This is a genomic window from Streptomyces sp. NPDC059668 (assembly GCF_042734135.1).
Lineage (GTDB): Bacteria > Actinomycetota > Actinomycetes > Streptomycetales > Streptomycetaceae > Streptomyces.
Genome location: NZ_JBHWEL010000044.1, coordinates 9,837 through 31,676, shown reverse-complemented (window position 1 = coordinate 31,676; position 21,840 = coordinate 9,837). Strand labels below are relative to the sequence as shown.

The 21,840-nt window shown below is 71.2% G+C and carries 18 protein-coding genes; 9 read left to right on the top strand and 9 right to left on the bottom strand.

All coding sequences use genetic code 11. The features are described from left to right. The first annotated feature begins 216 nt into the window (after positions 1–216). Together ACFV2J_RS27045 and ACFV2J_RS27040 are read left to right on the top strand one after the other, a co-directional pair. Entirely contained in the window at positions 217–1,206 is a 990-nt protein-coding gene (locus ACFV2J_RS27045) for a TerC/Alx family metal homeostasis membrane protein (protein WP_385081626.1), read from the top strand. A gap of 136 nt (positions 1,207–1,342) precedes the next feature. After that, the gene (locus ACFV2J_RS27040; RefSeq protein ID WP_385081625.1) at positions 1,343–2,443 is read left to right on the top strand and encodes a calcium:proton antiporter; all 1,101 of its coding nucleotides are present in this window, start codon (positions 1,343–1,345) and stop codon (positions 2,441–2,443) included. A gap of 58 nt (positions 2,444–2,501) precedes the next feature. Here the strand turns inward: ACFV2J_RS27040 and ACFV2J_RS27035 are convergent, their stop codons facing one another. Further along, complete coding sequence (locus tag ACFV2J_RS27035; protein WP_385081624.1) at positions 2,502–3,803, bottom strand: MFS transporter; 1,302 nt, start codon at positions 3,801–3,803, stop codon at positions 2,502–2,504. A gap of 296 nt (positions 3,804–4,099) precedes the next feature. Between ACFV2J_RS27035 and aroQ the strand changes: the two genes are divergently transcribed. Continuing rightward, positions 4,100–4,573 carry a type II 3-dehydroquinate dehydratase gene (gene aroQ, locus ACFV2J_RS27030; protein ID WP_385441066.1) on the top strand — a complete coding sequence of 158 codons (474 nt, stop codon included), beginning with the start codon at positions 4,100–4,102 and terminating at the stop codon, positions 4,571–4,573. A gap of 17 nt (positions 4,574–4,590) precedes the next feature. Here aroQ and ACFV2J_RS27025 read toward each other — a convergent pair whose 3' ends face one another. The 5 genes from ACFV2J_RS27025 to ACFV2J_RS27005 all read right to left on the bottom strand — a co-directional run bounded on the left by ACFV2J_RS27025 (position 4,591) and on the right by ACFV2J_RS27005 (position 8,889). Then, positions 4,591–5,343, bottom strand: coding sequence for an amino acid ABC transporter ATP-binding protein (locus ACFV2J_RS27025; RefSeq protein WP_385081621.1), 753 nt, complete (start codon positions 5,341–5,343; stop codon positions 4,591–4,593). Further along, positions 5,340–6,254, bottom strand: a complete 915-nt coding sequence (locus ACFV2J_RS27020; RefSeq protein WP_385081620.1) for an amino acid ABC transporter permease — start codon at positions 6,252–6,254, stop codon at positions 5,340–5,342. Before ACFV2J_RS27020 ends, ACFV2J_RS27025 begins: the two co-directional genes overlap by 4 nt. Further along, positions 6,251–7,135, bottom strand: coding sequence for an ABC transporter substrate-binding protein (locus ACFV2J_RS27015; RefSeq protein ID WP_385081667.1), 885 nt, complete (start codon positions 7,133–7,135; stop codon positions 6,251–6,253). The genes ACFV2J_RS27020 and ACFV2J_RS27015 overlap by 4 nt, the downstream gene beginning before the upstream one ends. 360 nt (positions 7,136–7,495) lie before the next feature. After that, positions 7,496–8,152 (bottom strand): MBL fold metallo-hydrolase, encoded by a 657-nt coding sequence (locus ACFV2J_RS27010; protein ID WP_385081619.1) that lies wholly within the window; start codon positions 8,150–8,152, stop codon positions 7,496–7,498. Positions 8,153–8,199: 47 nt separating this feature from the next. Continuing rightward, positions 8,200–8,889 carry a maleylpyruvate isomerase family mycothiol-dependent enzyme gene (locus ACFV2J_RS27005; RefSeq protein WP_385081618.1) on the bottom strand — a complete coding sequence of 230 codons (690 nt, stop codon included), beginning with the start codon at positions 8,887–8,889 and terminating at the stop codon, positions 8,200–8,202. Between the two features lie 221 nt (positions 8,890–9,110). On the opposite strand from ACFV2J_RS27005, the gene uvrA reads away from it, so the two are divergent. Then, on the top strand, positions 9,111–12,152 hold the full coding sequence (gene uvrA / locus ACFV2J_RS27000; RefSeq protein WP_385081617.1) for an excinuclease ABC subunit UvrA: 3,042 nt from the start codon (positions 9,111–9,113) through the stop codon (positions 12,150–12,152). Positions 12,153–12,449: 297 nt separating this feature from the next. Here the strand turns inward: uvrA and ACFV2J_RS26995 are convergent, their stop codons facing one another. Then, positions 12,450–13,361, bottom strand: coding sequence for a carbohydrate kinase (locus ACFV2J_RS26995; protein ID WP_385081616.1), 912 nt, complete (start codon positions 13,359–13,361; stop codon positions 12,450–12,452). Further along, positions 13,358–14,422, bottom strand: a complete 1,065-nt coding sequence (locus ACFV2J_RS26990) for a LacI family DNA-binding transcriptional regulator (protein WP_385081615.1) — start codon at positions 14,420–14,422, stop codon at positions 13,358–13,360. The genes ACFV2J_RS26995 and ACFV2J_RS26990 overlap by 4 nt, the downstream gene beginning before the upstream one ends. Positions 14,423–14,601: 179 nt before the next feature. Here ACFV2J_RS26990 and ACFV2J_RS26985 point away from each other — a divergent pair, with 179 nt between their 5' ends. Next, positions 14,602–15,012, top strand: coding sequence for a Rieske (2Fe-2S) protein (locus tag ACFV2J_RS26985; protein ID WP_385081614.1), 411 nt, complete (start codon positions 14,602–14,604; stop codon positions 15,010–15,012). Between the two features lie 23 nt (positions 15,013–15,035). On the opposite strand, the gene ACFV2J_RS26980 is transcribed toward ACFV2J_RS26985, so the two are convergent. Further along, a complete protein-coding gene (locus tag ACFV2J_RS26980; protein ID WP_385081612.1) occupies positions 15,036–15,983 on the bottom strand; it encodes a hypothetical protein in 948 nt (315 codons plus the stop codon). Positions 15,984–16,640: 657 nt separating this feature from the next. Here ACFV2J_RS26980 and uvrC point away from each other — a divergent pair. From uvrC to whiA, 4 genes are read left to right on the top strand one after another with little or no spacing between them, the layout of a single operon-like run. Next, entirely contained in the window at positions 16,641–18,701 is a 2,061-nt protein-coding gene (uvrC, locus tag ACFV2J_RS26975) for an excinuclease ABC subunit UvrC (protein WP_385081611.1), read from the top strand. Further along, positions 18,698–19,678: an RNase adapter RapZ gene (rapZ, locus tag ACFV2J_RS26970; protein WP_385081610.1), complete on the top strand. Its 981-nt coding sequence runs from the start codon at positions 18,698–18,700 to the stop codon at positions 19,676–19,678. The genes uvrC and rapZ overlap by 4 nt, the downstream gene beginning before the upstream one ends. Then, positions 19,675–20,745, top strand: coding sequence for a uridine diphosphate-N-acetylglucosamine-binding protein YvcK (gene yvcK / locus ACFV2J_RS26965; RefSeq protein ID WP_385081609.1), 1,071 nt, complete (start codon positions 19,675–19,677; stop codon positions 20,743–20,745). The genes rapZ and yvcK overlap by 4 nt, the downstream gene beginning before the upstream one ends. After that, entirely contained in the window at positions 20,736–21,725 is a 990-nt protein-coding gene (whiA, locus tag ACFV2J_RS26960; RefSeq protein ID WP_010987695.1) for a DNA-binding protein WhiA, read from the top strand. The genes yvcK and whiA overlap by 10 nt, the downstream gene beginning before the upstream one ends. Positions 21,726–21,840 lie beyond the last annotated feature (115 nt).

Genomic DNA, 21,840 nt, shown 5'->3' with positions numbered 1-21,840 from the left:
TCCCTTTACCTTTACTTGGTAATTCGGGTACTCTCGTTCTCACGGAGGGGAGTACTCCCTACCTGCTGCGGCGTACCCGTCAATACGGATCTGGCCAGATCCCGGGGCGCCGGCCCGCGACCGGAAGGCGCCTCACGCGCCCCACCGGACACGGGTGGAAGAGACCTCCGGTAGCGACGACGCTGAAATCTGCCGTTACGTACTGCCGGAGGCGCAGTGGATGTTTCCTTGACCCTTTGGGTCCTCACGATCCTGGGCCTTGCCGCCCTCATCGCGGTCGACTTCTTCATCGGCCGCAAACCGCACGACGTATCGATCAAGGAAGCCGGAATCTGGACGCTCGTCTGGATCGCTCTGGCCGGACTGTTCGGGCTGGGGCTGCTCGTCTTCTCCGGCGGCCAGCCGGCCGGCGAGTTCTTCGCGGGCTTCATCACCGAGAAGTCGCTGAGCGTGGACAACCTCTTCGTCTTCGTCCTGATCATGGCGAAGTTCGCGGTGCCCTCGCAGTACCAGCAGCGCGTGCTCCTCGTCGGTGTGCTCATAGCCCTGGTCCTGCGCGCGATCTTCATCGCCGCGGGCGCCGCGATCATCGCGAACTTCGCGTGGGTCTTCTACATCTTCGGCGCGTTCCTCATCTACACGGCCTGGAAGCTGATCCAGGAGGCCCGGGCCGACGAGGACGAGGAGGAGTTCGAGGAGAACCGCCTGCTCAAGGCCGCGGAGAAGCGCTTCGGGGTAGCCGACCGGTACCACGGCACCAAGCTGTGGATCCAGCAGAACGGCAAGCGCGTCATGACGCCGATGCTGGTCGTGATGCTCGCGATCGGCACCACGGACGTCCTCTTCGCGCTGGACTCCATCCCCGCGATCTTCGGCCTCACCCAGGACCCGTACATCGTCTTCACGGCCAACGCGTTCGCGCTGATGGGTCTGCGGCAGCTGTACTTCCTGATCGGCGGCCTGCTCAAGAAGCTGGTCCACCTCTCCTACGGCCTGTCGGTCATCCTCGGCTTCATCGGCGTCAAGCTCGTGCTGCACGCTCTCCACGAGTCCGGCGTCCATGTCCCCGAGATATCCATCCCGGTCTCGCTCGGCGTCATCTGCGCGGTCCTGGTCGTCACGACGATCACCAGCCTGACGGCCACCAGGAGGCAGGCGGCGCGGGAGAACTCCGAAGGCGCCCAGAAGGACAGCATCGACGTCTGAGCCCGTCGGGCCCAGGAACAAGCGTCCCGGGAGGGTCGCGCGGTGAACCGCCGTGCGACCCTCCCGGTGTTCGCGGTCGCCCGGAGCGGCGCGCCACCGGAATGCGGGGGCCGTCCACGCCTGCGACGATCGCTGCATGATCGTTCCGCTCCGGTCGCTCCTGACACGGTGGACGGCCGTCGTGCCCGTGGCCGCGGTGGTGCTGCTCGTCTTCACCTGGGGGCGAGGCCTGCCCGGCGCGGTGGTCGCGCTGGTGACCGTGGTCCTCGCCGGGGCGGTGCTGGCAGCCGTCCACCACGCGGAGGTGGTGGCGCACCGGGTGGGTGAGCCCTTCGGCTCCCTCGTCCTCGCCGTCGCGGTCACGATCATCGAGGTGGCCCTGATCGTCACCCTGATGGCGGACGGTGGCGCCAAGAGCTCGACCCTCGCCCGCGACACGGTCTTCGCGGCGGTGATGATCACCTGCAACGGCATCGTCGGGGTGTGTCTGCTCGTCGCCTCCCTGCGCCACGGGCTCGCCGTCTTCAACGCCGAGGGAACCGGCGCGGCCCTGGCGACGGTCGCGACGCTCGCCACACTCAGCCTGGTCTTCCCGACCTTCACCACCAGCAAGCCGGGCCCCGAGTTCTCCACGGCCCAGCTCACCTTCGCCGCGCTCGCTTCACTCGTCCTGTACGGCCTGTTCGTGGCGACCCAGACCGTGCGGCACCGCGACTACTTCCTCCCGATCACCCGCCAGGGCCAGGTGATCGACGTGGACGACCACGCGGACGCACCGTCCGCCCGCGCCGCGCGGATCAGCCTGGGGCTGCTCGCCCTCGCGCTCGTCGGCGTGGTCGGTCTCGCCAAGGGCGTCTCGCCCACGATCGAGTCCGGTGTCGAGGCGGCGGGCATGCCGCAGTCCGTGGTCGGCGTGATCATCGCACTGCTCGTTCTGCTGCCCGAGACCATCGCCGCGCTCCGGTCGGCCCGTCGCGACCGCGTGCAGACCAGTCTCAACCTGGCCCTCGGCTCCGCGATGGCCAGCATCGGCCTGACGATTCCCGCCGTCGCGCTGGCGTCCGTCTGGCTCTCCGGGCCGCTCGTCCTCGGCCTCGGCCCCACCCACATGGTGCTGCTCGTGCTGACCGTGGTGGTGAGCTCCCTGACGGTCGTCCCGGGGCGCGCCACACCCCTCCAGGGGGGCGTCCATCTGGTGCTGTTCGCCGCGTACCTGGAACTGGCGGTCACCCCTTAGACGGCACCGCCCGCTAGTCGGTCGCCCCGGCGCTCGGCCGACGCTCGGCCACCGGTCGTCAGTCGGTGACGGCCGAGACGGCCAGGCGGGGCACCGGCCGGGTCTCCGGCAGCAGCGCGAAGCATCCCAGACTGAGCAGCGCGACCCCGGTCAGATACGCGGCCACGCCCCAGGGAACCCGCTCTCCGTCGGCCACCGCCGTCGCCACGATCGGCGTGAGCGCGCCCCCGAGGACCCCGCCCAGGTTGTAGCCCACCGCCGCGCCCGTGCAGCGCACCCGGGGCTCGTACAACTCCGGAAGATACGCGGCGATCACGGCGAACATCGTGATGAAGGCGAGCAGCGCGACCAGGAACCCGAGGAACATGAGAAGCGGTTCGCCGGTGGACAGCAGCGCGATCATCGGGAACATCCACAGCGCGGCGGCCGTGCACCCCGCCAGGCACAGCGGCCGCCGTCCGTAACGGTCGCCGAGCAGCGCGAAAACGGGCGTCAAGGAACCCTTCACCACCACGGCCGCCATGATGCAGGCCAGCATGACGGTACGGCTCACACCGAGCCGCTCGACACCGTAGGCGAGCGCCCAGGTCGTCACCGCGTAGAAGACCGCGTAGCCGACCGCGAGCCCGCCGGCCGTCAGCAGCACCAGCCGCCAGTGGTGGCGCACCACCTCGACGATCGGCGCGCGCGAGTGGTCCCGCACCTCCAGGAACCGCGGACTCTCCTCGAGTGAGCCGCGCAGCCACAGCCCCGCCGCCGCGAGAACGCCCGAGGCCCAGAACGGCACCCGCCACCCCCACTCGGCGAACTGCGCGTCGGACAGGGTCGCCGACAGCACCAGCATCACGCCGTTGGCCAGCACGAACCCGAGCGAGGGACCCATCTGCGGGAAGCTGGACCACAGCCCGCGGCGCTCCGCGGGCGCGTGCTCGGCGGTCAGCAGTACCGCCCCGCCCCATTCCCCGCCGAGCCCGAGCCCTTGCAGGAAGCGCAGCACGAGAAGGAGCGCGGGAGCGGCCACACCGAGGGTGTCGTACGTCGGTACGCAGCCGACCGCGACCGTCGCGACGCCGGTCAGCAGCAGTGAGGCGACGAGTACCGGACGGCGACCGCGTCGGTCCCCGATGTGTCCGAACAGCACCGAGCCGAGCGGACGGGCGACAAATCCGACGCCGAACGTCGCGAAGGCCGCGAGCGTCCCCGCCAGCGGCGAGAACGTCGGGAAGAACAGTGGCCCGAGGACGAGGGCGGCAGCGGTCCCGTAGACGAAGAAGTCGTAGAACTCGATGGCCGTCCCGACGAGCGAGGCGGCCGCGAGCCGGAGCATGGAGGGTGCCCTCACGGAGCGTACGTCGTGCATGCCGCGTCAACTACCCACGGTGACCAACGGTTACGGGGGGCGTACGGGAGCGCGGGGTGCGTCAGCAGGTGACGGTGATGCGCCCGGCGGGCCCCGTCGGTCCGGTTCGCGCTCCGCCACAAAGGACGAAGGGGCGGGGATCGTCGTGCTCCCGGTCACCGTCGAAGACGTTCATCAGGTCGGGGGACCGGTCAGGAGGGGCGTACGGACGGTCGCGGAAACGTCGCACCGTGATAGACCGGGGTCCGAGCAGCGGTCCTCGAAGGGCCGGCAGACCTGGAAGGACCGGAGGAACCGTGCCCCGCACCCTCGCCACCGCCCCGATCATGATTCTCAACGGGCCCAATCTGAACCTGCTCGGGCAGCGGCAGCCGGAGATCTACGGTTCCGACACGCTCGCCGACGTCGAGGCCCTGTGCGCCAGGACGGCGTCCGCGCACGGCGGCACGGTGGACTTCCGCCAGTCCAACCACGAGGGCGAACTGGTCGACTGGATCCACGAGGCGCGCGGGAACCACGCCGGGATCGTGATCAACCCGGCCGCCTACTCGCACACCTCCGTCGCGATCCTCGACGCGCTCAACACCTGTGACGGTCTGCCGGTGGTGGAGGTCCACATCTCCAACATCCACCAGCGCGAACAGTTCCGGCACCACTCGTACGTCTCGCTGCGCGCGGACGGGGTCATCGCGGGATGCGGTGTGCAGGGGTACGCGTTCGCGGTGGAGCGGGTCGCGGCGCTGGCGGGAACGGGGAAGACGGAGGCCTGACCGGCAGCAGGCGCGGTTCAGAGCCGTCCGGCCTCCACGATCCGGCTCAGGAACCGCCGGGTGCGTTCCTCACGCGGGTTCCCGAAGACCTCCGAGGCCGTGCCGCGTTCGAGGATCACACCGCCGTCCAGGAAGCACACCTGGTCGGCCACCTCGCGGGCGAAGCCCATCTCGTGGGTGGCGAGCACCATGGTCATTCCCTCGTCCTTCAGATCCCGGACGACGGCCAGGACCTCGCCCACGAGTTCCGGGTCGAGGGCCGCGGTGATCTCGTCGAGCAGCAGCAGCCGGGGACGTACGGCCAACGCCCGGACGATCGCGGCCCGCTGCTGCTGGCCGCCGCTGAGCCGGTCGGGGTACTCGCCGGCCTTGGCGCCGAGACCGAGCCGGTCGAGCAGTTCCCGGGCGTGCGCCTCCGCCTCGGCGCGGCTCGCGCCGTGCACACGGCGCGGTGCGAGCGTGATGTTCTCCAGGACCGTCATGTGCGGAAAGAGGTTGTACGCCTGGAAGACCACGCCGATGCGGCGGCGCACGGCGTCCTGGTCGGCCCGCGGATGGGTGATCTCCTCGTCGTCGAGCCAGATCGCGCCGTCGTCGATCTCCTCCAGGAGGTTCGCGCAGCGCAGCAGCGTCGACTTGCCCGAGCCGGAGGTGCCGATCAGCGCGGTCACCGTGTGCGGGGCGACGTCCAGGTCGACGTCCCGCAGGACCACCGTCTCGCCGAAGGTCTTGCGGACGGACTCCATCCGCAGCACCGGGGTGTCGGTCATAGGGCCCCTCCCTGAGTCCGCTGACGGTCCATCCGGGCCGTGACCCAGTCCGTGAAGCGGGTCATCGGGATGGTCAGTGCGACGAAGACCAGGCCCGCGACGATGTACGGCGTGTAGTTGAGGCTGCGGCCCACGATGATGTCCGCGGCGCGCACCGCGTCGACCGCGCCCCCGATCGACACGAGCCCGGTGTCCTTCTGGAGGGACACCAGGTCGTTGAGGAGCGGCGGAACCTGGCGGCGCACGGCCTGGGGGAGGATCACGTACCGCAGGGCCTGCCGGTTGGTGAGACCGAGCGCGCGGGCGGCCGCGCGCTGCGAGGGGTGCACGGACTCGATGCCGGCCCGGAACACCTCGGCGACGTAGGCCGAGTACGTGAGGGTGAGTGCCGTTCCGCCGAGCAGCACCGGGTCCACGGTGACGCCCTGCAGCCGCAGCGCGGGCACGCCCAGGACCACGATCATCAGGTTGATGATCAGCGGAAGTCCGCGGAAGAAGTCCGTGTAGGCGGCGGCGAGCGCGCGCACCGGGAAGAACACCGGGCCGCGCAGGGTACGGGCGACGGCGATCAGCATGCCCAGGACGAGGACGGCCGCACCGCAGACCAGGAGCAGCCGGACGTTGAGCCAGAGCCCTTCCAGGACCTTCGGGAACGCCTCGCGCGCGTACCGGCCGTCGAAGAACGTCTCCTTGGTGCGCTGCCAGCCGGGCGCGCTGACGACGACGAGGTAGAGGGCGGCTCCGGTCACCAGGGTGGAGAGCGCGGCGATCGCGGTCGCGCGGCGGGCACGGGCACGCTTGTAGCGCTCTCGTTCGACGCGTCGCGGTGACGGGACGTACGCCTCGGACGGGTCACCCTCGCCGGAGTGCTCTGCCGGGCCCTCTCCCGACTCCTCCTTCGTGACCGTCACTTGAGCACCGGAGCGTCGACGGCCTCGGACAGCCACTGCTTCTCGATCGAGGCGAGCGTGCCGTCCTCGCGCAGGGCGTCCACGGCCTTCGTCACGCACGAGGTGAGCGCGCTGCCCTTGTCGAGGACGAGTCCGAACTGCTCGGGGGTGCCGCCGGTGTTCTCGAACTGCCCGACGATCTTCGCGTCCGTCACCTCGGCCGCGGTGATGTAGAAGGCGGTCGGCAGATCGACCACGATGGCGTCGACCTGACCGTTCTTCAGCGCGGACTTGGCCTGGTCGTTCTTGGCGTACGCGGCGGGCTGCCGGTCCGGCTTCACGACGTCGTCGATGTAGTCCAGGCTGGTCGTGCCGACCTGGGCACCGAGTTTCACGCCCTTGAGGTCCGCGAGGCTCTTCGCCCCGGCCGCCTTGGAGCCCTTGAGCGCGATGACGGCCTGGCGGACGTCGTAGTAACCGGACGAGAAGTCCACGGCCTTCTTGCGCTCGGCACTGATCGACACCTGGTTGACGTCGAAGTCGAAGGTCTTCTCACCGGGCGCGAAGGCCTTGTTGAAGGGGACGGTCTGCCAGACGACCTGGGACCGGGCGTAGCCGAGCTGCTTCGCCACGGCGTAGGCGACCGCCGATTCGAAGCCCTTGCCGTTGGCGGGCTTGTCGTCCTTGAACCACGGTTCGTACGCGGGTTGGTCGGTCGCGACCGTCAGTTGGCCGGAGGTCCGGGTGGCCAACGCGCCCTTCGCGCAGGTCCCGCCGGTTTTCCCGGAGGCCTTGGCGGAGGCCTTGTCCTCCGGCTGCGGGGCACAGCCCACGGCGACGGCGAGCAGGGCGACGGTGGCGGTGGACGCGGCGCGGCGCAGGGCGCGTTGGGCGAGAGGCATGGCGGGAGAGTGGCAGTGCACCATGCCGTCTGTCGAGGTCACAGCGGTAATTGTCCGCATGGTGGGAACGGGTGTTGCAGTCGCGTGAACGCTCGGCGAGAAGTCCGGCCGAGCGGTCCGGCGGGGGCTTCGCCGGGGCCGCCGGCCGAGGGCGGGAATCGAAGGCCGGCGGCCTGTCCCACCACAGGAGCCGTCATCCTGTGCGGGGCTGCTTCCAGTGGACTGCACCACGGCGCACGCCGGGAGCGCGCGCGGGGCACCGGCGCGTGCGTCCGCTTCACACGGGGCGCGCGCACGACGGCCGCACTCCCGACGGCCTCACGCCCCGAGCCGGGGCAAGGGTTCCGCCGGACGGCCCGATCACCAGCCGCGCGCGTGCCACTCCGGCAGGTGCGGACGCTCGGCGCCCAGGGTCGTGTCGTTGCCGTGCCCCGGGTAGACCCAGGTCTCGTCCGGCAGCGGGGCGAAGATCTTCGTCTCCACGTCGTGGATGAGGCTGGCGAACGCCTCCGGGTCCTTGCGTGTGTTGCCCACACCGCCAGGGAAGAGGCAGTCCCCCGTGAACACATGGGGGTGCCCGTGCGGGTCGTCGTAGACCAGGGCGATCGAGCCCGGCGTGTGTCCCACCAGGTGGCGCGCGGTGAGCTCCACGCGCCCCACCCGGATCGTGTCGCCGTCGCCGACCAGGACGTCGGTGGGCACCGGGATGCCCTCCGCGTCGTCCCGGCCCGCGTAGGTGCGGGCCCCGGTGGCCGCCACGACCTCGTCGAGCGCCTGCCAGTGGTCGCCGTGCCGGTGGGTGGTGACGACGGACGCGATGCCGTCGTCACCGATCAGCGTGAGCAGGGTCGAGGCGTCGTTGGCGGCGTCGATCAGCAACTGCTCGTCGGTGGCCCGGCAGCGCAGCAGATAGGCGTTGTTGTCCATCGGGCCGACCGCGACCTTGGAGATCATCAGGTTCTGCAGCTCGTGCACTTCGGCGGGTCCGCCGACCTTCACCGCTCCGCTGTACGTCATGGCGGCCAGCCTATAGGCGGGGGAGGGGACCCGAGGTCCGTACGGGCCTACAAGGGCGGGAGCGGCGGCAGCGTTCCGCCCTCGACCCGCAGCGCGGATCCGTCGCGCCGGCCGCAGAGCCAGCCGAGCAGGTCGGGGGCCGGACCGCGCACGGCCACCGGCCCGCCGACGGCGCCACCGCCGGTCGTCCAGACCTGGCCTCCGTCGGTGGCCAGCCCCGTCTTCGGCACGTCCCCGTGCCCGCCGAACCGCTCCGCGAGGAAGTCGATCTCCCTCGTCACGAACTCCGCCGGCAGGTCCTCCAACTCGTACCCGATCCCGAGGTCGACATGGTGCAGCGCGACCTCGACCCACCGCCGGAACGGCACCCGGGCCGCGGTGTCGGTGACCCCGTTGCGCAGCTCCACCGTGCGGGACCAGTCCGCGGGTGCGTCCCCGCTCTCCTGGAAGCGGGCCGCGCTCTCGCGGAGATCCAGCAGCTGTACGTCCAGGGGGCGCGGGGCGTCCCGCTCGATGTCGGCGTCCCGGGCGTCCCCGGAGACGTACATGGGGCGCCCGCCGAGGACGTTCACCAGTGCGTCCGCGTTGCGGGCGAGGTGGGCGAGCACATGGCCACGGTTCCAGCCGGGCAGCCGTGACGGCTCGGACACGGAAGCGTTGTCCAGTTCGGCGGCAGCGCTGAGCAGCCGTTCGGTCGCGTCACGTACAGACGCCAGGTCGCGCACATGATCCATCATGTGGCCGACCCTAGCCCGGCCACACGTATGGGTGAAGGTGGTCGGCCGGCCCCGCAAATCGAATGCGCGTGCTATAAGCTCGGGCGCGGCGTCGGGCATGCTGGAGAGTCCGGGTTTGTTTGAACCAGAGAAAGCAACCGGCGCTGTCAGTGGCTCCCCCTAGTCTGAAAACGACGGGGGCCCCGCCCCTGTCACTTCTCTCAAGAAAGGTGCGGACCGGCGTGGCCGACCGTCTCATCGTCCGTGGAGCGCGCGAGCACAATCTCAAGAATGTCTCGCTCGACCTCCCGCGCGACTCGCTCATCGTCTTCACGGGCCTGTCGGGGTCGGGCAAGTCCTCGCTGGCCTTCGACACCATCTTCGCCGAGGGGCAGCGACGCTACGTCGAGTCCCTCTCGTCGTACGCCCGGCAGTTCCTCGGCCAGATGGACAAGCCGGACGTCGACTTCATCGAAGGCCTCTCCCCGGCGGTCTCCATCGACCAGAAGTCGACCTCGCGCAACCCGCGCTCGACGGTCGGCACCATCACCGAGGTCTACGACTACCTGCGTCTGCTCTTCGCGCGCATCGGCAAGCCACACTGCCCCGAGTGCGGCCGTCCCATCACGCGTCAGTCGCCGCAGGCCATCGTCGACAGGGTCCTGGAGCTGCCGGAGGGCAGCCGCTTCCAGGTGCTCTCCCCGCTGGTGCGCGAGCGCAAGGGCGAGTTCGTCGACCTCTTCGCCGACCTCCAGACCAAGGGGTACAGCCGGGCCAGGGTCGACGGCGAGACGATCCAGCTCACCGAGCCGCCCACGCTGAAGAAGCAGGAGAAGCACACCATCGAGGTGGTCATCGACCGCCTCACGGTCAAGGACACCGCCAAGCGCCGCCTCACCGACTCCGTGGAGACGGCCCTCGGCCTCTCCGGCGGCATGGTCGTGCTCGACTTCGTCGACCTCCCGCAGGACGACCCCGAGCGCGAGCGCATGTACTCGGAGCACCTGTACTGCCCGTACGACGACCTCTCCTTCGAGGAGCTGGAACCCCGCTCCTTCTCCTTCAACTCGCCCTTCGGCGCCTGCCCCGAGTGCACCGGCATTGGCACGCGCATGGAGGTCGACCCCGAGCTGATCGTCCCCGACGAGGACAAGTCGCTCGACGAGGGAGCCATCCACCCCTGGTCGCACGGACACACCAAGGACTACTTCGGGCGGCTCGTCGGAGCCCTCGCGGACGCGTTGGGGTTCCGGACCGACATCCCCTTCGCCGGTCTCCCGCAGCGCGCCAAGAAGGCCCTGCTCTACGGCCACAAGACGCAGATCGAGGTGCGGTACCGCAACAGGTACGGCCGCGAGCGCGTCTACACCACGCCCTTCGAAGGAGCCGTCCCCTTCGTCAAGCGGCGGCACAGCGAGGCCGAGAGCGACGCCAGCCGTGAGCGCTTCGAGGGCTACATGCGCGAGGTGCCCTGCCCCACGTGTGAGGGCACGCGCCTCAAGCCCCTCATCCTCGCGGTCACCGTCATGGAGAAGTCGATCGCCGAGGTCTCCGCGATGTCGATCAGCGACTGCGCGGACTTCCTGGGTGAGCTGAAGCTCGACGCCCGCGACAAGAAGATCGCCGAACGCGTCCTGAAGGAGGTCAACGAACGGCTGCGCTTCCTGGTCGACGTGGGCCTCGACTACCTCTCGCTCAACCGCGCGGCCGGTACCCTCTCCGGCGGTGAGGCCCAGCGCATCCGCCTGGCCACCCAGATCGGCTCCGGCCTCGTCGGCGTCCTGTACGTCCTCGACGAGCCCTCCATCGGTCTGCACCAGCGCGACAACCACCGCCTGATCGAGACCCTCGTCCGGCTGCGCGACATGGGCAACACGCTGATCGTCGTCGAGCACGACGAGGACACCATCAAGGTCGCCGACTGGGTCGTCGACATCGGCCCCGGAGCGGGCGAGCACGGCGGCAAGGTCGTGCACAGCGGCCCCTTGAAGGAGCTGCTCGCCAACACCGAGTCGATGACCGGCCAGTACCTGTCGGGCAAGAGGCAGATCCCGCTCCCCGACATCCGCCGCCCCGTGGACCCCGGCCGCAGCCTCACGGTGCACGGCGCCCGGGAGAACAACCTCCAGGACATCGACGTGTCCTTCCCCTTGGGCGTGCTCACGGCCGTCACGGGTGTCTCGGGTTCCGGCAAGTCCACGCTGGTGAACGACATCCTGTACACGCACCTGGCGCGTGAGCTCAACGGCGCCCGGAGCGTTCCCGGCCGGCACACCCGGGTCGAGGGCGACGACCTCGTCGACAAGGTCGTGCACGTCGACCAGTCGCCGATCGGCCGCACCCCCCGTTCGAACCCGGCGACCTACACCGGGGTCTTCGACCACGTCCGCAGGCTGTTCGCCGAGACGACCGAGGCGAAGGTGCGGGGCTATCTGCCCGGCCGCTTCTCCTTCAACGTCAAGGGCGGCCGCTGCGAGAACTGCTCGGGCGACGGCACGATCAAGATCGAGATGAACTTCCTGCCGGACGTCTACGTCCCCTGCGAGGTGTGTCACGGGGCGCGCTACAACCGGGAGACCCTGGAGGTCCACTACAAGGGCAAGTCCATCTCCGAGGTCCTGGACATGCCGATCGAGGAGGCCCTCGACTTCTTCGAGGCCGTCCCCGCCATCGCCCGGCACCTCAGGACGCTCAACGACGTCGGTCTCGGCTACGTCAGGCTCGGCCAGTCCGCGCCCACGCTGTCCGGCGGCGAGGCCCAGCGCGTCAAGCTCGCGAGCGAGCTCCAGAAGCGCTCCACGGGACGCACGGTGTACGTACTGGACGAGCCGACCACCGGTCTGCACTTCGAGGACATCAGCAAGCTCATCACGGTGCTGTCCGGTCTGGTCGACAAGGGCAACACCGTCATCGTGATCGAGCACAACCTCGATGTCATCAAGACCGCCGACTGGGTCGTCGACATGGGTCCCGAAGGCGGCAACGGCGGCGGTCTCGTCGTCGCCGAGGGCACGCCCGAGGAGGTCGCCGGGGTCCCGACCAGCCACACCGGCAAGTTCCTCCGCGAGATCCTGGGCGCCGACCGGATCAGTGACGGCGCCGCCGTGAAGGCCCCCCGTAAGACGGTGGCCAAGAAGGCGGTGGCGGCCAAGACGGCGGCCAGGAAGACGGCCACGAAGGCCGTCAACAACACGGCCACGAAGAAGGCGGCCGCGGCCACGAAGAGCACGGCGGCCAAGAAGGCGACACCCGCGAAGAAGACCACGCGGGCTCGCAAGGCCTGACACGGCGGCGGGAATCGGGCCTCGCGGGAACTCCCCGCGGGGCCCGCGCGCTTGACCGCCGTCCGTTCGACCGTCGCCCGTTCGACCGCCTGCCGTGGGCGGGCCGCCGGGCGGTCGCCGCCGCGCCGGGCCGGTCCCGGCTCAGATCCCGGGCCGGTTCGACGGGTACGGGTCCCGGGCCGGCGCCGCCGACGATTCTGCCGACCCGGCCGCGGTTGCCGACCCGGCCGCCGCTGACGATCCCGCTGACCCGGCCGCTTGCGAAGGGGCCCCGGTGATCTCGGGTCCCCGGAGACGTCAGAGGGCGTCGAGTTCGGCGGCGTACGGCGGTTCCGCGCCCGCGCGTGAGCAGGTGATCGCCGCCGCGCGGGCCGCGAACCGCAGCAGCTCGGTCCAGTCCTCGGCGTCCAGGTCCGCCAGGGCGGCGGGAGAGAGCGCGTCCCGTGCGGCCAGGCCGTGCAACAGGGCCGCGTTCACCGTGTCACCCGCGCCGATGGTGTCCACGACCTCGACCGGTTCACCGGGCACGGAGTGGACGCCGCCACCCCGGGTGAACACCGTCAGACCGTCGCCGCCCCGGGTGATCACGACGGCCGCGGGACCGGACGCCAGCCACTCGCGCGGGGTGCCGCCCAGCCACCCTGCGTCCTCCTCGGAGAGCTTGAGGAGCGACACCGAGGACAGCCAGCTCCTGAAGCGGGCGCGGTAGGCGTCCGCGTCGGGGATCAGCCCTGCCCGGACGTTCGGGTCGAGCGCGGTGAACACACCCCGCTCGGCGGCGGTCCGCAGCAGCGTCTCGTAGGCGCTCGCGCCGGGTTCCAGGACCAGGGAGACCGTCCCGAAGGACACCGCGCGCACGCTGTCGGGAAGCCGGTCCGGTGCGGTGAACAGACGGTCCGCCGTGCCCTCCACGTAGAAGGAGTACGCGGCCGAACCGTCCGCGTCGACGGTGGCGACCGCCAGCGTCGTCGGCTCCGCGCCGCGCTGCACCGAGGACACGTCGACGCCCGCCTCCCGCAGCCCGCCCAGCAGCGCCTCGCCGAAGGCGTCGTTCGAGACACGGGAGCAGAAGACGGTGGGGGAGCCGAGGCGGCCCAGTGCCACCGCGGTGTTGTAGGGCCCGCCACCTCGCGCGGGCCGCAGGTGCACGAGCGCGCCCGCACCCTGCGGCACCAGGTCGATCAGGGCCTCACCGGCGACGACGATCACGACAGGGATCCTTTCGCGGGGCTCTCGGGAATCTCGGGGCGGAGGATCTCGGCGCAGCCGCACGAGCCGCGGTGGACGAAGGCGCACGGGAGCCGGACCGTCCGGCCGGGCAGCTCCGGCTCGGCCAGCCGTTCCAGGAGCAGTCGGACGGCCTGTTCCCCGATCTCCTTGCTGGGCTGCGAGATCGCGGTCAGCCGGGGCGCGAACAGGTCCGCCCAGGCGAAGTCGTCGAAGCAGCACAGCGCCAGGTCGTCCGGTACGGACAGGCCGTGCTCGCGCAGGGTGCGCAGCGCCCCGATGGTCATCGCGTTGTTCGCGGTGACGAGAGCGGTGGGCGGCGCGCCGAGGGAGAGCAGGGCTCCGGTGGCGCGCTCGGCCGCCTCCGTCACGGAGTCGCCGTGCGCCACGAGCCGTTCGTCGTACGGGAGTCCGGCCCCCGCGAGACCGTGGCGGTAGCCGGAGACCCGCTCGGTGGTGGTGCTCAGGCCCGGCAGGCCGGCGACGAGACCGATGCGCCGGTGGCCGAGCCCGGCGAGATGGGCGACCAGCTGTGCCATGGGGGCCGCGTTCTCGGTGCAGACCTGGTCGAAGGCGAAGGAGTGGCCGGCCGGTGCCTCGACCAGGCGGTCCAGGAAGACGGTCGGAACCTCGTGCCGGCCGAGGTAGCGCAGCAGCGCGTCGGGGTCCGCCGAGGGGGCGACGATCAGTCCGTCGACCCGCCGCTCGTGCAGCAGCTGGACGACCTTCCGCTCGTGCCGGGGGTCGTCGTGCGGGTCGGCGAGGAGCAGGCCGTAGCCCTGTTCCAGGGCGCCCGCCTCGACGCCCTGGAGGATGTCCGTGAAGTAGGGGTTGCTGATCGCCGACACCGCGAGGCCGATGGACCGGGTGCGCGAGGTGACCAGCGAACGCGCCAGGGCGTTGGGGGTGTAGCCGAGCGCGTCGACGGCGTCGAGGACGGCCTGCCGCGTGTGGGGCCGTACAGGGCGCGTGTCGTTGAGGACGTGGGAGACGGTCGCCACGGACACACCCGCGCGCGCCGCCACGTCGACCATCGTCGCCATCGCCCAGCCCTTCCCCGCCGTGGCCTTTCCCGGCGGGAACCTATCGCACACGGCGACGCGCGTAAACGGTTGCGTAAGCGTTTACGTCCTCAGGGGCACCCGTCCCCCGCCCCGCTCGGGAGCGAGCGACCCGTACCGGTATCGTCGAGGCGAATCCAGCCCCGACCAGTGGAGACGCCATGCCCGGCCGTCGTACCGTCCTGCGAGGAGCGGCTCTCGCCCCCGTCGCCGGGATCGCCCTCACCGCCTGCTCCGGCGGAAGCGACGGCGGGACACCGGCGACGCCGACCGCGCCCGTCGACCTGGGCGCCGAGAGCGAGATCGCCGAGGGCGGTGCCAAGCTGTACCGGGACCGGAACGTCGTGGTCAGCCGCGCCGGGAACGGCGTCCTCAAGGCCTTCAGCACGATCTGCACGCACGCCGGGTGCGCCATCAACAAGCTCCAGGGCACGACCCTCGTCTGCCCGTGCCACGGCAGCGAGTTCGACGCGGCGACGGGCAAGGTGCTGCGGGCACCGGCCACCGAGCCGCTGAAGGAACTGCCCGTGGAGGCAAAGGACGGAAAGATCGTCGCCGGTCCCGGCGCCTGATCACCGCGGTCGCGGGGACCGGATCACTCCCAGTCCCAGCCGATGCCCACGATGCCCGACCGCACCCGCGGCTCGACGAGGTGCACCGAGCGGTGGTGGCCGCTCAGCGGCAGCTCCTGGCGGCCGCTGCGCGGTGCCGCGGCCGAGTGCTGGGTGAAGCGGTGGCACCGCACCGGCAGCGCCTCCTCGGCGAACCCCACCTGGAGGGCGTACTGCCCGCCCGCGAAGCTGAACCCGCGCACGTACTCGCTGGACGCTCCCGCCGTGCCGTCCTCGAAGGCGTAGCGGAAGAGGAACGTGTCGCCCGCGCGCAGCCGTGTGTCGAAGAGCAGCTCGGCCACCAGCACCCCGGTGTCACGGTGCCATCGCACCCGGCCCGTACGGCAGTTCTCCAGGGCGCGGACCCCCGTACGGTCCGGAGCGCAACCCGGATCGCCATGGTGGATGGCCACATAGCGGTCCACCCCGTCTCTATGGGCGCGGACTATGTGCTGCGACTCGCGTGCCAGGAGCTCGCGGTGCGCGCCGATCCGTACGCGTTCGTGGTGTCCGATCGTGTGCAGTCCGCCGTCGAGCGTCGACTGGAGCTCGGCCAGCAGCTCCTCCAGGACCCCGGAGGCCTCCACCAGGGACCGGTACGAGCGGCCTCCGGGGCGTTGGGGCTCGGAGCGCTCGTCGGCCCTGGTGAGAAGCCGGATCAGGGACTCGTCGGGGAGCTGGAGGATCTCCTCCAGCGCGCGTACGGCCCGCAGCGACTCGGGGCGCTGCGGGCGCCGCGCGCCCTGCTGCCAGTAGCTCAGGCTGGTCACCCCGACCTTCACCCCGTACCGCGACAGATGGTGCTGGACGCGCTGCAGGGGCAGGCCGCGTGCGGTGATCGCGGCACGCAGCGCGATATGGAAGGGGCCGCCCGCGAGGGCCGTCTCCAGTTCAGCCGTGGCGACGTCCGCGTGCTGTGTGCCGTACCGCATGCAGGGGCCTTTCTATGGAGTTCACAACGGCTGGTCAGACCGTCGCGCGAGGGTTCCCGGGGACGCCCGGCCGACGCGTGGGTCCTGTTCACACGCGCCCGTCGCCCGTCCACGCCCCCGAGTTCCCCCGCATTGAAGCGTGTTGACCAAGTCCCGACAACACCTGACGCCCAACCCGGGCGGCCCCGTGGCGCGGATGCGTTCGTCGGCCGCGCCCGCCCGTCCCGCCGACAGGGCAGGGAGGCCGAGGGGCTCCCCGGGCGGGTACCCGGCCGTGGCCGACTTCGGCGGGAACACGCGGGCCGGGCCGGTCACGGTCGGCACCGGATCGTCGGGAGCGCGTCACGCTGGTGGCCGAGCGTCCCGGGGCATCGGGGCCGGGGTGCCGGCCGGCACCAGGACCGGCCCACCGGCCCGGACCGGCCGCCCAGGCCTCCCCGCCCTGACTCAGGCCTCCCCGGCCTCCGCGTCCCGTCCCCGGCCTCCCCGCCCTGACCCAGGCCGCGCCGTCCCCTCCCCGGAGTCCCCGGTGGCCGTGGTGTGCCCGGCGTTCCCGGCGTTCCCGGAGTCCCGCCGGGCCCCGGACGCCGCCGGGCCCGTCCACCGGCGGGCCGGGAGGCCGTCACGGTGTCAGCCCGCGCCAGTAGGGTGTGGGACATGGCCGACCCCTCCAGCTACCGCCCCAAGCCGGGACAGATCCCGGACTCCCCAGGGGTGTACAAGTTCCGCGACGAGCACCGCCGGGTGATCTACGTCGGGAAGGCGAAGAGCCTGCGCCAGCGCCTGGCCAGTTACTTCCAGGACCTGACGAATCTCCACCCCCGCACCCGCACCATGGTCACCACGGCGGCCTCCGTGGAGTGGACGGTGGTGTCCACGGAGGTCGAGGCGCTCCAGCTGGAATACTCCTGGATCAAGGAGTACGACCCCCGGTTCAACGTCAAGTACCGCGACGACAAGAGCTACCCGTACCTCGCGGTGACCATGAACGAGGAGTTCCCGCGCGTCCAGGTGATGCGCGGCCACAAGCGCAAGGGCGTGCGCTACTTCGGGCCGTACGGGCACGCGTGGGCGATCCGCGACACCGTGGACCTGCTGCTGCGCGTCTTCCCCGTCCGCACCTGCTCGGCCGGCGTGTTCAAGAACGCCGCCCGCACCGGCCGCCCCTGCCTCCTCGGGTACATCGGCAAGTGCTCCGCCCCCTGCGTCGGGCGCGTCACCGCCGAGGAGCACCGTGAACTGGCCGAGGAGTTCAGCGACTTCATGGCCGGCCGCACGGGGACGTACATCCGCCGCCTGGAGCAGCGGATGACGGACGCGGCCGAGGAGATGGAGTACGAGCGGGCGGCCCGCCTGCGCGACGACATCGAGGCCCTGAAGAAGGCCATGGAGAAGAACGCGGTCGTCCTCGCCGACGCGACCGACGCCGATCTGATGGCCGTGGCCGAGGACGAGCTGGAAGCCGCCGTGCAGATCTTCCACGTACGCGGCGGCCGGGTGCGCGGACAGCGCGGCTGGGTCACCGACAAGGTGGAGGCCGTCACCACCGGTGACCTGGTCGAACACGCGCTCCAGCAGCTCTACGGGGAGGAGACGGGCGACTCCGTCCCCAAGGAGGTGCTCGTCCCGGCGCTGCCCGACCTCGTGGAGCCCGTCCAGGAGTGGCTGGCCGCGCGCCGCGGGTCCAACGTGTCCCTGCGCATCCCGCAGCGCGGCGACAAGAAGGCGCTCATGGAGACCGTGCAGCGCAACGCGCTCCAGGCGCTCGCCCTGCACAAGACCAAGCGCGCCTCCGACCTCACCACCCGCTCCCGGGCCCTGGAGGAGATCGCCGAGGCCCTCGGCCTGGACAGCGCGCCGCTCCGGATCGAGTGCTACGACATCTCGCACCTCCAGGGCGACGACGTGGTGGCGTCCATGGTGGTCTTCGAGGACGGACTGCAGCGCAAGGGCGAGTACCGCCGCTTCCAGATCAAGGGCTTCGCGGGCCAGGACGACGTCCGGTCCATGCACGAGGTGATCACCCGCCGCTTCCGGCGCTACCTCGCCGAGAAGGAGCGGACCGGCGAATGGACGGACGGCGAGGCCGAGGGGGCGGGTGACGGGGAACACGCCTTCACCGAGGACGACGGCCGCCCCAAGCGCTTCGCCTACCCGCCGCAGCTGGTCGTCGTCGACGGCGGCCGGCCGCAGGTCGCGGCCGCCCAGAAGGCCCTCGACGAGCTGGGCATCGACGACATCGCGGTCTGCGGCCTGGCCAAGCGGCTGGAGGAGGTCTGGCTGCCGGACGAGGACGACCCGGTGGTCCTGCCGCGGACCAGCGAGGGCCTGTACCTGCTCCAGCGCGTCCGTGACGAGGCCCACCGCTTCGCCATCACCTACCAGCGCGCCAAACGGGCGAAGCGCTTCAAGGCGAGCCCGCTGGACGAGGTGCCGGGTCTCGGCGAGACACGCAAACAGGCGCTGATCAAGCATTTCGGTTCCGTGAAAAAGCTGCGATCCGCGACAATCGACCAGATCTGCGAAGTTCCCGGCATAGGCCGCAAGACGGCCGAGGCGATCGCCGTGGCCCTCGCCCAGGCGGCTCCGGCCGCACCCGCCGTGAACACGGCGACTGGAGAGATCATGGAAGACGAGGAGCCCGGGACGACGCCGGACTCCCCGGAGGAGCCCGTGACCGCGGGCACCTCGTACGAGCGACGGGGGCAGGAGACATGAGCGACAACGAACGCCAGGACCGACAAGAGGACGCCCCGCAGGGCGCCGACGCGACACAGGGAACGCAGGGAACACAGGAAGACACGGCGACGGAGACGGCCGCGGCGGCCGACGCCGCCATCCCCGAACTGGTGATCATCTCCGGGATGTCCGGAGCGGGCCGGTCGACGGCCGCCAAGTGCCTGGAGGACCTCGGCTGGTTCGTCGTGGACAACCTGCCGCCCGCGCTGATCCCCACCATGGTGGAGCTCGGCGCCCGCTCCCAGGGCAACGTGGCCCGGATCGCGGTCGTCGTCGACGTACGCGGCCGCCGCTTCTTCGACAACCTCCGTGAGTCGCTCGCCGACCTGGAGGCGAAGAACGTCACCCGGCGGATCGTCTTCCTGGAGTCCTCCGACGAGGTTCTGGTGCGCCGCTTCGAGTCCGTGCGCCGCCCGCACCCCCTCCAGGGCGACGGCCGCATCGTCGACGGCATCGACGCCGAACGCGAGCTGCTGCGCGAGCTGCGCGGCGACGCGGACCTGGTCATCGACACCTCCAGCCTCAACGTGCACGAGCTGCGCGCGAAGATGGACGCCCAGTTCGCGGGTGAGGAGGAGCCCGAGCTGCGGGCCACCGTCATGTCCTTCGGCTTCAAGTACGGCCTTCCCGTGGACGCCGACCTCGTCGTGGACATGCGCTTCCTGCCGAACCCCCACTGGGTCCCGGAGCTGCGCCCCTACACCGGTCTCAACGAGGAGGTCGCGGCCTACGTCTTCAACCAGCCCGGCGCCAAGGAGTTCCTCGACCGCTACGCCGAGCTGCTCCAGCTGATCGCCGCCGGGTACCGCCGCGAGGGCAAGCGCTACGTGACCATCGCGGTCGGCTGCACCGGCGGCAAGCACCGCTCCGTCGCCACCTCCGAGAAGCTCGCCGCCCGCCTCGCCTCCCAGGGCGTGGAGACCGTGGTCGTCCACCGGGACATGGGCCGCGAATGACGGGACGTGCCGCACTGCGGCTGAGCAGGCTGCGGAGGATCACCGCGGAGGGACAGGGCGGCAGACCCGCCGAGACACGCGGCGCGAAGCCGCGCCGCCGCGGTGCCCAGCCCAAGGTCGTCGCCCTGGGCGGCGGCATGGGCCTGTCCGCCTCGCTCGCCGCGCTGCGCCGGATCACCGGCGACCTGACCGCCGTCGTCACCGTGGCCGACGACGGCGGCTCCAGCGGTCGCCTCCGCGACGAGCTGGGCGTGCTGCCCCCCGGCGACCTGCGCAAGGCCCTGGCGGCGCTGTGCGGCGACGACGACTGGGGCCAGACCTGGGCCCGCGTCATCCAGCACCGTTTCCAGTCCAAGGGCGACCTGCACGAGCACGCGGTCGGCAATCTGCTGATCGTCGCCCTGTGGGAACAGCTCGGCGACCACGTCCAGGCCCTGGACCTGGTCGGCCGGCTGCTGGGCGCGCACGGCCGGGTGCTGCCCATGTCCGCCGTGCCCCTGGAGCTTCAGGCCCTGGTCAAGGGGCACCGTCCGGACCGGCCCGACGAGGTGGAGACGGTCCGCGGGCAGGCCACCGTGGCGCTCACCCCCGGCGAGGTGCAGTCCGTGCACGTCGTGCCGCACGACCCGCCCGCCGTCCCCGAGGCCGTCGCGGCGGTCCTCGACGCGGACTGGGTGGTGCTGGGTCCCGGCTCCTGGTTCTCCTCGGTGATTCCGCACCTTCTCGTCCCCGAGCTGCTGGACGCCCTCACGCAGACGAAGGCCCGCCGGGTACTCTCCCTGAACCTCGCCCCGCAGCCCGGAGAAACCGAGGGCTTCTCTCCGCAGCGTCATTTGGAGGTTTTGGGACGACACGCCCCTAAACTCGCCCTGGACGTGGTGCTGGCCGACGAGGCCGCCGTGCCCGACCGCGACTCACTGACCGACGCTGCCAAGCGGCTCGGCGCCGCGGTCGAGCTGGCGCCGGTGGCCCGGACCGACGGATCTCCGCGGCACGACCCGGAGCTGTTGGCCGCCGCGTACGACCGTATTTTTCGGATGCATGGAAGGATCGGCCCATGGCGATGACGGCAGCGGTGAAGGATGAGATCTCCCGGCTTCCCGTCACCCGGACCTGCTGCAGAAAGGCGGAGGTCTCCGCCATTCTGCGGTTCGCGGGCGGCCTTCACCTGGTGAGCGGCCGGATCGTGATCGAGGCGGAGCTGGACACCGCGATGGCGGCGCGTCGGCTGAAGCGGGACATCCTGGAGATCTTCGGCCACAGTTCCGAACTGATCGTGATGGCGCCCGGCGGCCTGCGCCGCGGCTCCCGCTACGTGGTGCGCGTGGTGGCGGGCGGCGACCAGCTGGCCCGCCAGACCGGGCTCGTGGACGGCCGTGGACGCCCGATCAGGGGCCTTCCGCCGCAGGTGGTCTCGGGGGCCACCTGCGACGCGGAGGCGGCCTGGCGGGGGGCCTTCCTCGCGCACGGCTCGCTGACCGAGCCGGGCCGCTCCTCCTCGCTGGAGGTGACCTGCCCGGGCCCGGAGGCCGCGCTCGCGCTGGTCGGCGCCGCCCGGCGGCTGTCGATCGCGGCGAAGGCCCGCGAGGTGCGCGGCGTGGACCGGGTGGTCGTACGGGACGGGGACGCGATCGGCGCGCTGCTGACCCGCCTCGGCGCCCATGAGTCCGTACTGGCCTGGGAGGAGCGGCGGATGCGCCGCGAGGTCCGGGCCACGGCCAACCGGCTCGCCAACTTCGACGACGCCAACCTGCGCCGCTCCGCCCGCGCGGCCGTCGCCGCCGGGGCACGCGTCCAGCGCGCCCTGGAGATCCTCGCCGACGAGGTGCCGGAGCACCTCGCCGCGGCCGGACGGCTGCGCATGGAGCACAAGCAGGCCTCCCTGGAGGAGCTGGGCGCGCTCGCCGACCCGCCGCTGACCAAGGACGCGGTCGCCGGCCGTATCCGACGGCTGCTGGCCATGGCCGACAAGCGGGCCCAGGACCTGGGAATCCCGGGTACGGAGTCCAACCTCACCGAGGAGATGGCGGACAACCTCGCGGGCTGAGCGGCCCGATGAGCCGCCGGAAATCCAATACGCCGGTGGGGGGGGGCCCCAGGGGGGACGGCGCCCCCGCGTTTGGGGGGGGTTTGTGGCCCGCTCGAAAGGTGATGTAGAAAAA